Here is a 15,673-nt window from a genome sequence, read left to right on the forward strand (position 1 = left end):
CGCCCGGTTACATTCCGAACCCGGAAGCTAAGCCTCACAGCGCCGATGGTACTGCAGGGGGGACCCTGTGGGAGAGTAGGACGCCGCCGAACAATCATTCACAAACAGGCCCCCATCCCTTCGGATGGAGGCCTGTTTGCTTTGTCCCACCTTGTTCTGACAGGCAGACAGGGGGGGATCGCGTGTGATTCTTGTCATGCGCGATAGGGCGGGACCGCTTCGGTTCGGGGGGTGGGGCCCAGTTAGCATGTGAATACCCTCCTAGCTCGAAAGATGGACTTGTGACTGTCAACGACGACGTGTTCACGGACTGGAAGAACCGCGAGGAGATCGCGGAGTCGATGATCCCGATCATCGGCCGACTGCACCGGGAGCGGGACGTTACCGTCCTGCTGTACAGCCGTTCCCTGGTGAACAAGTCGGTGGTCAGCATCCTGAAGACCCACCGGTTCGCCCGCCAGATCGCCGGTGAGGAGCTCTCGGTCACCGAGACGCTGCCGTTCCTTCAGGCGCTGACCACGCTGGATCTCGGCCCCTCCCAGATCGACCTCGGCATGCTCGCCGCCACCTACCGCGCCGACAGCCGCGGCCTCTCGGTGGAGCAGTTCACCGCCGAGGCCGTCGCCGGCGCCACGGGTGCCAACAAGATCGAGCGCCGCGAGTCGCCGCGTGACGTCGTCCTCTACGGCTTCGGCCGGATCGGCCGCCTGGTCGCCCGTCTGCTGATCGAGAAGGCCGGCTCCGGCAACGGCCTGCGCCTGCGTGCCATCGTCGTCCGTGGCGGTGGCGACCAGGACATCGTGAAGCGTGCCTCGCTGCTGCGTCGTGACTCCATCCACGGCCAGTTCCAGGGCACCATCACCGTCGACGAGGCGAACAGCACCATCGTCGCCAACGGCACCGAGATCAAGGTGATCTACGCCAACGACCCGTCCGAGGTCGACTACACGGCGTACGGCATCCGGGATGCCATCCTCATCGACAACACGGGCAAGTGGCGGGACCGCGAGGGCCTCTCGAAGCACCTCCGCCCCGGCATCGAGAAGGTCGTCCTGACGGCCCCGGGCAAGGGCGACGTGCCCAACATCGTGCACGGCGTCAACCACGACACCATCAAGCCGGACGAGCAGGTCATCTCCTGTGCCTCCTGCACCACCAACGCGATCGTCCCGCCGCTGAAGGCGATGGAGGACGAGTACGGCGTGCTCCGCGGCCACGTGGAGACCGTCCACTCGTTCACCAACGACCAGAACCTGCTGGACAACTACCACAAGGCCGACCGCCGCGGCCGCTCGGCACCGCTGAACATGGTGATCACCGAGACCGGTGCCGCCTCGGCCGTCGCCAAGGCCCTGCCGGACCTCAAGGCGAAGATCACCGGCAGCTCCATCCGGGTGCCCGTGCCGGACGTCTCGATCGCCATCCTGAACCTCCAGCTGGCCCGCGAGACCACCCGCGAGGAGGTCCTCGACTACCTCCGCAACGTGTCGCTGACCTCGTCGCTGAAGCGCCAGATCGACTTCACCACCGCCCCCGACGCGGTGTCGAACGACTTCATCGGCTCCCGCCACGCGTCGATCGTCGACGCCGGCGCCACCAAGGTCGAGGGCGACAACGCCATCCTCTACCTGTGGTACGACAACGAGTTCGGCTACTCCTGCCAGGTCATCCGGGTCGTCCAGCACGTCTCGGGCGTCGAGTACCCGACGTACCCGATCGCGGCGGTCTGATCCGCGGAACGCCGTACGCCAGCACGTCACACGCCTGTGGGGCGGCAACCGATTACCGGTTGCCGCCCCACGGCACGAGGGACCCCGACAAGGACGAGCCCTGCAGAGGATGGAGTCCGTCTGTGCTCAGCTGTTGAGTGTGCAGAGCGTCCGATGGTAGCGGAGATACTCCTGGTCGACGGGGTGGTCGGGATGACGGTTGAGCGGACCTATCGATTCGTTGGTTCGGGACTCCCTCACCACGCCGTCCTCGTCGACGTAGATCTCCAGGCCGTCGAAGAGCACGTGATGGTTGGGACAGAGACACAGCAGGTTGTGAAGTTCGTCGGGGCCATCGTGCGGCTTCCCGAGCCCGCGGATGTGGGCTGCCTGGTTGTAGGGATTGCCTCGGTACTGCAGTTGGATCCCGCATATCTGGCACCGGTGGTGGTGGATCTTCTTGACCCCTGCCGCCAGCGCCTCGTCCCGGACGATCCGGGAGGAGTTCGTATTCCTTCGCCCGGCCGCGCCGGTGGCACGCTTCACCTCGGGAACGTCCTGCGGGGACCCTTGCTCGGGTGGCCCCAACAGACCGTCCGCGGTGGTGTAACCAGACAACCCCAGGCGGTCGAGCAGGGTATGAAAATCGACGCCGCTGAAGTAGCGATTGCGCAGTTCGACGAGAGCCTTGAGACGTGTCACGGGCTCTCTGAGCAGTACGGCAGCGTCATGGGCCACGCCGGCGAGTGGCTGGATCGTGTTGAAGACGCTGACCTGGGGCATCGGTCCGGGGTTCTCGGGTATACCGTGCACCTCCCAGAGCGGGCTCGCCCTGAGGTGCCAGAACGGGTACTCGGGAGTGACCTTGGAACCGGGGAGCCCGAACTCGGCCAGCAGCTTGCCGACCTCGGACCGGAAAAGGGTCCACGGAGCCAGGCGGGGCTCGCCGGCGGCGATCCGTGCAATCGTCCAGGCGAGGGCCAGTGGTTGGTGGCGGCTGGGGGAGCTGCCCTGGTAGTTGGTCCTGAGCGTGCCGAGCTGCTGAAGCAGATCGCGCTCGAGGAGGGAGGGAGAAGAGGGCGGCGCGCACGAAAGGCCGGCGATCGCTGAGGAAGACCTGGGTGGCAGCATGTGGGCCACGCGCTCGTACTGCTTGGCAGACCGCAGGGTGAGGCTCCACAGCGGGTACCGCGCGTCGAGTGAGGCCAGCACTTCTTCGGCCGGAACCGGAGCCTCGAACTCCTCGACGTCCGCGAGCAGCATGATGTGCTGCCAGGGCGCCCCCTGTTCGTCGGCGCCCCAGACGGCCTCGGCGAGAGCGGGGTTGTCGAGGAGGTGGATGATCCGCGCCCGGCCGATGAAGTTGTACCTGGTGTAGAAGAGGAGATCGTCGCCCACACGACGGTTGCGGATGGCCTTGGCCTTCTCGTCGTTGGTCCGGCGGGGAGTTGTGGAGCCCCAGAGGCGCGCGATCCCGTCGGGGAACAGCGCTTCGAAGGTGTCGGCGTCTGCGCCGAGCACCGACCGGAGTTCGGTGAGCGGGACTCCCTTGCGTACGGACTTGGTGAAGTTCTTCGCCCCGTGCGCGCCGCCTTGTGCTTGCAGAACCACCTGCGCCTGGCCAGGCCCCGGGGTGTCAGGAACCGCCTGTCGAGCCTCCACGGTGAAGCCCAGTGCACGCAGGCAGGCGATCACCGCCTGCGCATCCATGGCGGGCCCCTCCGGGAGCAGCGGATCCCCGGTGGCGTACCGGTGCGCGGCGGCCACCACGGCCTGCGCGTCGTGGCGGTGTCCGTTCAGCACCAGGTCGTACTGTGCGCTGTGTTCGAGGTCGTGAAGTCTGCGGAAGCCGTTGCTTCCCACCTGCTCGGAGTCGGAAGCAGCAGCCAGCACCGCCGGACGGGAGATATCCGCAAGACTCATGTGGCGAGAATAGTATGAGCATCTGACAAGGCGACCGGGTGCTTGAGTGGGTCCGGGACGAAGGTCTGCTGATCATCTTCAGACGCCGCTTATCGCCGGTCTTGCTCTCGCTGGCGAGTTAGCGGACGTGCTTCCGCCCGTGCACCTCGGCGGCCGCCATGCCACCGCCATCAGCTGCTCGGGCAGTTTGACCTCCCGGGCGAGCAACTGGCCCGCCGCATCGGCGCCCGAAGCAGGGCCGGCTCAAGTGGAGGCAGTCGATGAGCTTTCCTCGACGGTCCCCATGAAGAGGCACCCGTGCTGAGCCACAACCAGTACTCGAGCCGGACCTCGACGCCACAGAGGCCAGTAGCGCAGGCAAGCGGCCAGGCAACGGCAGGCGTGATCCGGCTCAGGAACGCGCGACGTGTATGCGCGTGGGCTCAGCCAGTGCGGCGGCTGCTCCCGCGAAGTCCGCCAGACGTGCCGCGACCGTGGCGACGGCGAGCCGCTCCGGCAGGGCAGCCGAGAACTTCAGACCCTTGACGGCTCGCCTGTCCACATCCGGGAACACCAGACCGTCCCCTGCGCCCGCGCGGGCCCGGTGCCACATCTCCGCGGTCAGATCCTCCCGGAGCCGCACGTAGCGGTCGGTCGGGCGCTGCACTGGGTCGGCGATCGACGACAGGGTTGCTGCGAGCGTCGAGTTCGCCCGGAACCCTGCCCATGTCCACCAGCGCACGTCGTTCCCGAAGCGGGTGACCAGATTGCCGGCAGGGTGCGCACTGTCGGGTGCCTCGCCCTCGCGTATCTCCTGGAGTCGGGCCTGAGCCCGTCGTGTGAGGGCCACCGGAGGATTCTCTCCCAGTAGTACCTCACGCATCGACCGGGTCAGGTCGTACGAGAGGCCCGCGATGCCGCTGCCGGACCACTTGGCTATGCCGCCGCCGTCGGTGGGCTCCACAAAAGCCCGACGTCTGGACCAGTCGATGAAGGTGACCTGCCAGCTGCGCCCGCCGAGCAGGAGTCGGCGAGGACCGGGTCGCTCCTCGGTGAGGACCGAGGGGTCGGTTTGGCCGATCTCCGTGCGTCCCGACAGGACGGTGAACTGGGGCGGGGCCGTGAACGAGGCGGTCAGTTCGATGAAGTGACGGCGACCGAAGCGCTGTTCCGCCTCCGGACCGATGAAGAGCAGGCCGTTGTCGTCATCGAGAAAACCTTCACCGACCAGATGGCGGATGATCGGCTCGCCCGAGCGGTCGAAGGGCGCGAGCCCGTTCCACTCCAGATTCCAGAGGTGGTTCCCGAGGGAGTGTTCCTGCAATGTCACGGCGAGGATCTGCTGGGCGACGAGGTGTCGGGGCTCGGGCGGTGGGGTGACGGCCTCGACCCAGCCGTGCCCCCACAGGAGCAGGAGGCCGGCGGCCTGAAGCAGGGTCTCGCTCTCCGTCGCCAGGAACAGACAGTTGCGCACGCTACCGGCGCGCCGGCCGGTGCGTCCGATGCGCTGGAGGAACGAGGCGACGGTCCGAGGCGCGTCGATCTGGATGACACGGTCGAGGTCGCCGACGTCGATGCCGAGTTCAAGGGTGGAGGTGGAGACGATGACGCAGTCGCGCGCCTCGGCGAAGGCCTGCTCGGAGCGGGCCCGTTCCTCGGCGGACAGTGAGGCGTGGGAGAGGAAGGTCGTGACTTCGCGGGCTCGGAGTGCGGCTCCGAGTTGTTCCACCTGCCGACGGGAGTCACAGAAGACCAGGCGCTTCTCGCCGCGGTGGAGAGAGGCGATCAGCTTCGCGGCGTTCTCCAGCGAACCGACGTAATCGAGCTCGACCTCGCCGGCAGGCCGGGTACCCGGGGGGAGCGTGGTGACGTCGGGTGCTACGACGCGGCTGGCGCGGGTGTTGGCATTCGAGCCTTGTAGCCAGCTGAGCAGCTGCTGCGGATTACCGACCGTCGCGGAGAGACCGATGCGTTGGATGGGACGGCCGCTGACGCGCTGCAGCCTCTCCAGGACGGCAAGCAGGTGCCATCCGCGGTCGTCTCCCGCGAAGGCGTGCACCTCGTCCACCACGACCGCGCGAACGTTTGAGAGCAGCTGGGAATGATCGGTCTTGATCCCGATGAGCATCGCCTCGAGCGATTCAGGGGTTGTGAGGAGGATGTCCGGAGGATCGGTCCGGATCCGCCGTCGCTGCGACTCCGTGGTGTCGCCGTGCCACAGCGCGGCTCGTCGTCCGATCCACTGGGCATAGGAGTCGACGCGGGTGACGAGGTTGTTGAGCAGGGCCTTGAGCGGGCACAGGTACAACACCGAGACGCCCGTCCAGCGCTGCTCCGCCATCGCGGAGAGCATCGGAAAGCAGGCGGCTTCGGTCTTGCCACCGGCTGTCGGGGCCAGTAGGACAGCGTCCTCGCCGTCCATCAGAGGGCTGATCGAGGCCCGCTGGAGCGGTCGGAGATCGGGCCACCCCAGGGTGTTGACGATGTGGTGCAGGACCACCGGGTCGAGCCGGTCGAGCGGGTCGGCGGCGCCGGCGTCGCCCTGGGAGGTGCTCGCGGAGTCGACCATCAGAGGTCCAGGTCGATATCGTCTGCCGAGCCGGCGGCGAGGTTCCGCTCCGTGGCAGTGAGTTCCTGGTCCGAGACCGTCAACCGGTAGTGCTGCCGGGGGTCGAACTCGTCGAACTGGTCGATTCGGTCCAGCACGTCCCCGACCAGCTTCTTCAGGAAGAGCCTCGGCGCTACGCCTACCTTTCCACCGAGCGCACCGCCGACGGCGTCCGCCAGGTCGGCGATGTAGGCGTCGTCGGCCAGCGATCTGATCCGGCCGGAGGAGCCGGCGCCGTCGGCGTAGAGGTCGCGGATCGTCGACCCGAGCCCGATGAGGGAGTCACGGGTGAACCCAGGGAGGCGGAGCTGGACGGCACGCGGGTTGTCGAACCGTGGGTCGGTGGTGAAGTCGGTGGCGAGGCGCTGGGCGAGCGGGGCGAGGCGCTGGACACCCTGCTGGCCGTCGTAGAACGCCGGCGTGCCGGTGATCACCAGGTAGAGGCCGGGGAAGCGGCCCGAGTGAACCTCGTCGATCAGCTGGCGCAGCGCGTTGAGTGCCTTGTCGCGGGCATCGGACCGGACCCGCTGGAGGGTCTCGACCTCGTCGAGGACGAGGAACAGCCCCGCATGGCCGGAGTCCCGGAGCACGGTGAGCAGACCCTGGAGGAACCCGAGCGCCCCGAAGTGGTCGAGGTCGCCACGAACCCCGGCGGACCGGCGCGCGGCGGCGGCGACGTTCGGCTGCCCGCCCAGCCAGGCGAGTACGGCCGCGGCCGTGGTCTCGTCGCCGGATGTGAGGGCGGCCCGGTAGCCGCGCAGGGCGGCGGCGAACGAGGGAGCGTGCCGGGACACCTCGCTCAGCCGGGCGGCCAGCAGCCGCTCCACCTCCTCGGGGAGCTGCTCCTCGGAGCAGCCGGCTGCGAGGGCGTCCTCCTCGAGCGCGTAGAACCAGCTGTCCACCACCGGGCGCAGCGCGCTCGGCGGGAAACTGGAGGTGCCCAGCCGTTCCGTCAGCCGGCGGTAGACCGTCTCCAGCTTGTGGAGCGGGGTCTCGGTCTCGGAGATCTGGATCTCGGCGACGGCGAAGTTCCGGCGTTTGGCGCGCTCGCTGAGCCACCGGGTGAAGAACGTTTTGCCGGACCCGTACTCACCGCGGACGGCCTTGAAAACCGACGCGCCGGAGACGACGGCATCCAGCTCGGCGTCGAGCGCGGACTCGAACCGTCCCAGCCCCGTGGCCAGCAGATCGAGCCCGTTCTCGGGCACCGCACCGCGGCGCAGCGCGTCGATGACGTCGCGTCGGCGGGCGGCACTGACGGTCACGGACCGGGAGGTTCCTTCGGCACTCACGCGGAAAGTCTCCCATTCACCGGGCGGGTGTGATCACTGTTGTCCGGGCGCCGGGACCGATCGGGCCCCGGCGCCGGTTCAGCGCAGGTCGAACTGGATGCACAGGAGATCCGTGTCGAGCCGAAGGGTGCGGCCGTCCGGAAGGGTCTCGAGCACTTGGATGCTGTCGTAGTTGAGCAATTGCCGCAGCACGGCGGCGAAACCGTCGGCGCGGACGGCGAGCTCGCCGATCCGCTGAGCCAGGGCGGTCACGGGCAGCGTGCCGCCTGCGTCCAGCAGCGCCCGCAGAGCCTTCTCGACCTTGACCAGATCGGGTTTGCGAGCGAGGAGATCGACCTGGTCCCGGAAGGTCTGGGAGCTCAGCAGCTTGCCGACCATGGCGTCCTGGGGAGAGAGCAGCTTCGGAGTCAGCAACGCGTCGCCGTCGTCCACGGCGGGCTCGATCGCGACCTCGAAGAGAGCCTCGTGGCCCGGTGCCACCGGCTTGGACGGTCGAGTCGCCTTGGCGGGCTTCTTCGGGACAGTCACCGGGATCGGCTCGGGGGTGGGAACGCCAGGGGTGAGGGACCACCAAGAGGGCTCGGGGCTGCCGAGTTCGCGCCAGCCCTTCGGCGGGGTGGCCCCGAACGGCAGGAGGGCGAGCAGAGGGATGGCGACCTCTGCCAGCGAGGCTCCACCGTGGTACCCCGCCTTGAGGGCCGTGTACCGGGAGTCGGAGTCCCACAGGGCGACGATCTCGTTGCCGGTCTGCGGGGAGACGACGCGCGGTCCCGAGAGCGTGATCTCGGTGTCACCGAGCGCCCCGCCAGGGGCCCGGTGTCGGGCCGAGAGCGGGGTGTCCCGATCCACCTTCACACCACCGCGGTCGACGACGTGTCCGTGGTCGCTGGTCAGAATGACCGCACGGCCCTGGGCAGCGGCGACTCGTAGGAGATCCTGCAGACCCCCTATCTGGGACAGCCGCCAGGATCCGTCGCCGTGCTTCTGCTCCTTGGCGAGCCGGTCGTCGACGGTGTTCAGTACGACTGCGACGTGAGTGTCGCCGGCCAGCGCTTCGGAGAGCTCAGAGCCGAAGACCGCGCCGCCGGTCTCGCTGCGCAGGTCGTCCTTGTGGAAGACCGCCACCTTCTCGCTGCCCCAGAACCGATGGGTGGGGACGATCCGGCTCTCATCGGCCTGGGTGCCTGTCATCAGGCGTGCGGCGAAGAGGGACGTCCGGGAGACGGCGGTCACGGTCGGCAGGGCGGCGGCGATGGCTCGGCGCTCCGGAGGGCGCGGCACGTCCGAGGAGGCCGTGCTTCCGGTGGCCCGGGGTGTCGGATCGTACTCGGCCCACTGCTGGCGGAGTTCGGTACCGAGTTCGGAAGCTATGGCGGCGCTCATCCCGTCCACGACCACGAGCAGCACGCGGCGCTCGCCGGCCTTCACCACGGGAGCGACGACTTTCTGCAGAAAGGTCTCCACCGTCAGCATGGCCGTCTTCGGGTCCGGCCCGGCTGCCGTCCAGGTCGCCAGTGTCTGCGCGAAGCATCGGTCGATCTCCCGCCGCTTGGTACGGACCGAGGAACAGAGCCGGTTGTAGGAGGACGCAAGCACCTCGTCGGTGTCGCCGCCGGCCTCGATGTGCTCCAGCGCCAGGTCGACCCAGCCGGTCTGGTTGGCGTGGTTGGTGATGCCGTCCGCCATGTTCGGGACTTCGGTGGACGGATCGGTGGCCAGCCACTGGGCCAGCCGCTGTGCCATGCGTGCTCGCTCGGCTCTGACCCGGGAGGACTGGCCGAGAGTGAGCCGATGCTCGCCCACCGCCAGCACCGCCTCTGCAACCTTCGACAGGTTACCGCCGTCGAGGGCCCTGCCGACAGCGGCGAACCGGGCGTCGAGGCCTGTCGCCAGCACCGGACTGGCCTCGGCCGCGAGGCGCGCGCCGAACTGATCCACCAGGGATTCGGCCCGGTTCAGGACGGCCCCGGTCATCTTTCGGGCGTCGGCTGCTTCGTCGTCGGACCCCGATCGGCCGATCAGCAGGAGGACGGAGACGAACTCCTCACAGCTGCGCCCGAACGCCGTTGCCAGCGCGTCCAGGGCCTCACCCTGGGCCGGCGGCTCCTCGCCGAACCAGCGCTCGGCGCGTCCGCGCGCCCGGTAGTCCTGGGCTGTCGCCGACGCTGCGTCCGCGTGCACCCACAGGGCCGCGCAGACCAGGCCGAACGCGACCGCGTCCGGGCCGTGTTCGGCGGCGACCAGGGCCAGTAGAGCCTTACCGGTGAGGCCGGCCTGATCCTCCTCGGCCAGGAACGAGGCCAGCCCGGCCCGCTCCGGCGCGCGCAGGGCAAGGAAGCGGTCGGGCCCGCCGGGCGTCAGCGACCAGCGCAACAGGGCGGGTACATCCAGGCCGGGGCCGGGGGAGCCCGACTGCTCCGCCCGGTCGGGGTCGAAGCGGCCGATGCCGAGCCGCCGCAGTGCGAGGGAGGCAAGGGCGCCGGGACGGGCCAGCACCCCGCCGCCCAGCTGTGGCCAGCCGGCCGGAGGGGTGGCGTCGAGGAGCGACTCGGCGGCCCAGTTGTCCTTGAGCAGCCGATTGTCGGCGCTGGCGGCGCCGAAGGCCTGGCGGACCACGTCCCAGGTGTCGACGGCGTTGACCCGCTGCCGGTGTACCCGGGCCAGCAGGTCGGGGCCCAGCTCCGACTCCTCCCGATCGGTCAGGACGACCAGGATCTCGGGCCCCGACGCGTCGGCAGCCAGGTGGGCCAGGACCAGCTCGTACGCAGCGAGGGGAGAGGGCGCCGCGGCGACCCGGGCCCGCTGCCGTTCGCCCCAACCGAGTTCGGCGGCGCCGGCCCATTCGGGGGCGGCACGCAGCAGGACGGCTTTGCGCCGGCCGGCCAGCCCGCGCTGTGAGGCCAGGTACTGGGTGACGGTGCCCGGGTTCAGGCGGACCGCGCTGGTGGTGACCGGGGTGCTCATTCGACCACCTTCCAACTGATCTCGACAGTGGCGTTCGGTTCCCTCGCTGCCAGCTCCGCCAGGTCGGCGTGGAGCTCGGCGATGGCGCGGGCCGCGGTGGTACGGCCGCCACCGGAGCGTCGGAGCGGGCGGCGGGCCGAGGGCTCGGCGGGCTTGGTCGGCACGCGCGGGTCGCTGGTCGGCGTGGTCAGATCCGTCTCGTCTGCTCCGGGTGTGGGCTTCGGCAGGGACACCGGGGCGACGGGCGGCGGAGTCGCGGCAGCCCGACTGCGGTCGATGACCTCGACGATGGCGCGCCGGGCCTCCTTGAGGGCCTGCGGCAGGTCGGTCGTGACCTCCCGGGCGATCCCGCGCAGCTCGTCCAGGACGGCCTGACCGGCCGGGCCGTAGTTGGGCGCGAGCTTGAGCATGTCCCAGGCGGCGCCGGCCAGCGCGGCGGCGACGGCCTCGGCCTGCTTGATCGACCTGCCGTAGCGCTCGGCCGACACGGCACCCAGGTCGAAGGCGGCGAAGGCGCCGATGACCTGCTTGGCCGCGCCGGAGCCGGCCGCCGGGCCCTTGTCGGCGGCGACTATCGCGTCGAGCAGGTCGAGCGAGCGCCGGGCCAGAGCAAGCCGACCGGTGCTGTCCGTGTCGTCCAGCCCGAGCAACTCGGCACGCCTGTCGAGCTGCTGGACGAGGCTTGTGGCGTGCGGCTGATACTTGCGTGCCGTGGCCACGATGTCGGCGGCGAAGCGACTGGCGATCCGGCTGCGGCGCAGGGTGGGCGGCTTGGTGCCGAGGATGTGCTGATAGCGGCGGCCGGCCTCCTCCCAGGCCGCCTCGTCGGGCAGCGGCTGGGTGCGCAGGGCGTCGCCCGACTTGATCGCGGTCGGTTCGGGAGCTGGGTCGAGCAGGCCGCCGCCCCGCACCCAGACCCGGTCGTCGAGCTCGGCGAACGAGGCGATGACGAGGTTGGCGAGGAACGGGTCCAGGCCCATAGGCTCGGGCCGGTCCAGCCAGTCGGTGAGACGGACCACGGTCAGGTCGCCGGTGACGCCCTCGGTGCGGGCCTCGCGGCGGAAGTGGTCGGGCCAGCGGGTGGAGAGCTCGAAGTACGCCTCCTTCTGCTGCCCGAGGCCCAGCTCACCGGCGATCCGCTTCATCACCTGGCGGTCCTTGGCCGGGATCTCGACGCGTCGGTCGCTGGCCTCGCCGGCGGCCCGGATGTGGGCGAAGACGGTCTTGGCGTCCGCGGGCTTGACGACACTGCCGGGGGCGTCCCGGTCGAAGACGGGGTGGGCCGGGTACTGGTGGGCGAGCAGCTTGCCGGCCACGTGGCGGGCGGCGTCGTGCAGCGACTGGCCGATGGACGGGCGCAGGTCGGGGACGTCCGGCAGCGGTTCGAAGTGGTCGTCGAAGCCGAGTTCGACGTCGGAGCTCTTCTTCTCGGCCAGCCCGTACGCCTGCTTGAGGGCAGCCTTGACGGTCTTGGTCAGCGACTCCCGCTGGCCCTCCAGCAGCCCCTTGGCCCGGGCCCGGTTGTCGGCGTTCAGATGTCCGGCGTACTGGGTGTCGAAGCGACGCTGGTCGCTGAGCGCGTAGTCGATGGTGACCAGACGGCGGAAGTCCTGGAAGCGCGCGGTTGACAGGTGGGTGGGGAGCCAGGCGACCGTCCGCGGACGGTTCTCGCCGGACTGCACGCGCAGCTCGCGGATCCGGTTGGCGTCGTCGACCGGCCCGTACTCGCTCTCGTCGAACGGCAGGTCGACGACGAAACGCCAGATGTTCTCGTAACCGGGGCTGAACTCGTGGTCGGGCATGGCGTCACGGTCGGCGACATTGCCGAAGACGACCTCCACCGAGCGGTTGGAGCCGCGCCAGACGAACTTCAGCTCGTCAGCGTCGAAACGGCCGTCGTGCGTCTCGACGCCCAGCTCCTCGGCGAGGAGGCGGCGGGCCAGTGCGCGCCGGTTGCCCGGGTTGTCGTTGACGTTGGCGTTGGCGATGACGGAGTCGACGTCCACGCCGGCGAGTTCGAGCCGGACACCCGGGTTGACCTGGGTACCGGTCTCCTTGATCTCGGCGAACCGGGAGGCCCACTCGGCGACCTTCGACTTGATGACACCCACATCGGCGCCTGGGATCGGTGAGACGACCGAACCGTGGTTGAGCGCGCCGAGTCGACGGATCGTCAGGTCGCGCAGGGCGGGAACGCTGGGCGCCAGGGCAGAGAGCAGCAGGGTGCAGATCAGCCGGTTGTCGCCGGTGAAGTTGCGGCAGCGCTGGGCCAGTTGGGCATCGGTGATGGAGTCCGGGCGGTTGCGGTACCGCTCGATGTCCTCCTCGGTGACGTCGCTGGTGTCGAGGAGGTAGGGCCGCAGTTTGGTGCGGTAGAGCTTGTCGGCGGCCTGGAACTCGGCCTTCAAGCTGTCGACGAACGGCTTGTCGCCGCCGTCGGCGATCACGGGGTAGAGGTCGCCGAGCGGAATCAGCTGCTCGAGCCGGGCGTCGTTCCGGTGGTCGGCGAGGAGCTGGCCCATCAGCTTCAGACCGGTACGGGAGCGCTGGAGAGCAGAGGAGATGTGGACGAGGGTGTCCATGAAGGCCGGGGAGAAGGGGTAGGTGAGGCGGAACGAGGCCTCGTCCGCCCCGGTGGTGCCCTCCTCGGAGCCGAGCAGGACGTCCCAGACCTGGTGGCCGCCGGTGCGCTTGGCCTTGGCGAACGCTGCGTCGAGCTTCTCGCGGGCCTCGTCGTCCTTCGGCGTGAGCAGGCGCGCGTGGGCGATCTGCGGAAGGTTGCGGTCCTCCAGAGTGATCTTGTCGAACCGGCCGGAGGCGAGGTTGAGGCTGTCCTGGATTGCGGTCTCGCCGGCACCGGACACCTCCTCGCCGACCAGCTCGCGCAGGTCGCGCTGGCGGGCGATGAACGACACCACCGGGATGGCCCGGCGGGAGTCGGCGCCCTCAACGAAGTTCGTGATCTTGTCGGCCTCGCGGGAGACGAACTTCTGGTCGTGGATGCGGTTGGCGAGCCAGAGGATCAGCTCGTCCATGAAGAGGATCAGGCCGTCGTAGCCGAGCGACTTGGCATGGGCGGCGATGACGGAGAGACCGGCGTCGAGGGAGATGAAGCCGAACTCGTCCTCCTTCGCGTTCTGCGCGAACCCGGGGAACCAGCCCGCGATGGCGTCATGGACGAGCTTGGCGCGCAGCTCGGCAGGGGTGGTGGGGCTGACGATGTTCAGGTTGGTCTCGGAGGCGTCCTGCTGCTCCGCCGCGAGCGCGGAGTCGAGCAGGGACGGCGTCCAGGCGAAGCCCTCGCCCCACTCGTCGTCCTCGTCGACGTCCGTACCGTTGTCACCGGCGAGGCCGGCGATGAACTGTTCGTCGCCGACCTTCGCCCGCAGACGCTGGACGTCCTCGAAGAGTGCGTCCGTGCGGTAGACCTGCGGGGTGGGCGCATCCGGGTGGAGCGCCTTGACATGGGAGACGTAGCCGCCGAGGACGCGCTGCTCCAGGGACTTCGCGCCGAGCATGTGGTACGGCACGAGCAGGAACTTCTTGCGCTCGGCGCTCAGCCACTCGTGCTTGGCGAGGGTGGGGTCGAACTCGGTGCGGGAGAGTGCCGCCTGGTTGCCGCGGAGGAGTGCATGCAGGACGGCCATGAAGTGCGACTTACCGGAACCGAACGAGCCGTGGAGGTAGGCGGCCTTGGAGGTGTGCCCGTCGAGGGCGGCCTTGATCAGGCCGAGCGCCTCGTCGAAGTTCTCGAGGAGGCGCTCGGTGAGGACGTAGTCCTTGAGAGCGTGAGCGGCGCCCTCGTCGGTGACCGCCTCGGCGAGCTTCAGGACGAAGTCGGAGGTGGAGATGGACGGCTTGATGTCGATGACATCGCGGAGAAGGGGCGGCTGGGCCGGTGTCGAGGCCATGGTCTGCTTTCGTCCGTTCCGTCGTCATCGTCGTCGTCCTGCGGTGCGTCGCCGGCGTGGGGCTCTGCCGGCCGTTCGCAGCCGCACGGGGCGGTGGTGAGCGGCGGAAGGTCCTCGGCGATCGTGCCGGCGACAATCAGCCATGCTATGACGGCGGCGCCACGCCGTGCCACCAGGTCGGGCTGGGTGACGGGGTTGGTGGCGCCGGGCGGCGAGGTGGCTTGGTCGCCTGTGGGGCAACTGCACTTCCTCGCCGTGGCGCCGACGTGGACGGGCTTATTCCTGGGTGGGCGGCGGCTCGGCAGGGCGGATGAGTGCGCTGTGCAGCCGGCCGTTCATCCGGAAGGAGAGGTCGAGCCTGCCGTCACGTCTGATCGACTCAGCGGCGAGGCCGACCGCGCGGGGGTGGGTGAGGGCATCGCGCATGGTGGCGGCCTGCGCTTCGCCCAGCGGGAGGAGCTGGAGGGAACGCCAGAGGGCGGCCAGGGCCTCTGGGAGCCGGGGGAAGGTCGCGGGGGCGCAGATGCCCTCGATTTCGACCAGCACGGGCTGCGTGCTGCTCTCGTAGAGCGCTTTGTGATCGCGCAGCGGGCAGCAGCCGGTTCCCTGGCCACAAGGGCGGTTGCCAGTGCTCACCCGGCGGTCCCGGTCCTCGGGCGCGATGGCCGCCCACACGACCTTGCCGATGCCGCCCTCGCGCGGGCACCAGCCCCAGTCGATGGACAGCTCCTGAACCAGCCGGAGCCCGCGGCCGTTCTCGTCGTCCGGGGAAGCGGCTCGGAGGGCGGGGCGGGTGCGGCCGGCGTCGTGCACCTCCAGGCGCAGGTGGTCGGGCTTGTGCTCGAACCGGATCAGGAGGAGGCGGCCGGGCGCCGTACGCGAGTGCTGCACGGCGTTGTTGACCAGCTCGGCGAGGACGGACTCGGCGGCGTCGAGGAAGCGCTCGCCGGAGGCGTGGAGCGCGAGGAACTCCCGGAGCAGCCGGCGGGCGGTGCTCCCCGACCTCGGATGACGCGACAGCCAGCATGAGTACTCGTCGTCGGCGGCGGGCGGGATCGTCAGGGCAGCGGGCATGGCGATGTCCCCTCGGGAGTGTGGGTGACTTCGACGTGATCGGGGCGGTTGAAAGCCCTGGTGACGGTCGGGAGGAGGCATGGGGATGCCCGGTGACGAGCCGTCGTGATCACGTTGTGTCGTGTGACTGACTACGCCAAGTAGCATGCCTCTGTGTGGCTGCGATGTGCAACAGCATCAGGCAAAGTGCATATGCACTTTCGTGTGAACGTG

Annotated in this window: 7 protein-coding genes and 1 rRNA gene; 2 read left to right on the plus strand and 6 right to left on the minus strand. The window is 69.3% G+C overall.

The window, feature by feature from the left end:
- Positions 1-92 (plus strand): 5S ribosomal RNA (rrf, locus tag ACFZBX_RS21595); the annotation flags it as partial.
- Between the two features lie 189 nt (positions 93-281).
- A complete protein-coding gene (locus tag ACFZBX_RS21600; protein ID WP_391535384.1) occupies positions 282-1,730 on the plus strand; it encodes a glyceraldehyde-3-phosphate dehydrogenase in 1,449 nt (482 codons plus the stop codon).
- A gap of 126 nt (positions 1,731-1,856) precedes the next feature.
- Here ACFZBX_RS21600 and ACFZBX_RS21605 read toward each other — a convergent pair whose 3' ends face one another.
- From ACFZBX_RS21605 to ACFZBX_RS21630, 6 genes are all read right to left on the minus strand, one after another.
- Positions 1,857-3,632 carry an HNH endonuclease gene (locus ACFZBX_RS21605; RefSeq protein ID WP_391535385.1) on the minus strand — a complete coding sequence of 592 codons (1,776 nt, stop codon included), beginning with the start codon at positions 3,630-3,632 and terminating at the stop codon, positions 1,857-1,859.
- A 391-nt stretch (positions 3,633-4,023) separates the two neighbouring features.
- A complete protein-coding gene (locus tag ACFZBX_RS21610; protein WP_391535386.1) occupies positions 4,024-6,180 on the minus strand; it encodes a DEAD/DEAH box helicase in 2,157 nt (718 codons plus the stop codon).
- Positions 6,180-7,484 carry a BREX system ATP-binding protein BrxD gene (gene brxD, locus ACFZBX_RS21615; RefSeq protein ID WP_391535387.1) on the minus strand — a complete coding sequence of 435 codons (1,305 nt, stop codon included), beginning with the start codon at positions 7,482-7,484 and terminating at the stop codon, positions 6,180-6,182. The genes ACFZBX_RS21610 and brxD overlap by 1 nt, the downstream gene beginning before the upstream one ends.
- A gap of 105 nt (positions 7,485-7,589) precedes the next feature.
- On the minus strand, positions 7,590-10,475 hold the full coding sequence (pglZ, locus tag ACFZBX_RS21620; protein WP_391535388.1) for a BREX-2 system phosphatase PglZ: 2,886 nt from the start codon (positions 10,473-10,475) through the stop codon (positions 7,590-7,592).
- The gene (locus ACFZBX_RS21625; protein WP_391535389.1) at positions 10,472-14,386 is read right to left on the minus strand and encodes a phage resistance protein; all 3,915 of its coding nucleotides are present in this window, start codon (positions 14,384-14,386) and stop codon (positions 10,472-10,474) included. Before ACFZBX_RS21625 ends, pglZ begins: the two co-directional genes overlap by 4 nt.
- Before the next feature lie 276 nt (positions 14,387-14,662).
- Positions 14,663-15,460 (minus strand): ATP-binding protein, encoded by a 798-nt coding sequence (locus ACFZBX_RS21630; RefSeq protein ID WP_391535390.1) that lies wholly within the window; start codon positions 15,458-15,460, stop codon positions 14,663-14,665.
- Positions 15,461-15,673: the final 213 nt, after the last annotated feature.

The organism is Kitasatospora sp. NPDC008115 (assembly GCF_042957205.1).
In the GTDB taxonomy this organism is placed as follows: domain Bacteria; phylum Actinomycetota; class Actinomycetes; order Streptomycetales; family Streptomycetaceae; genus Kitasatospora.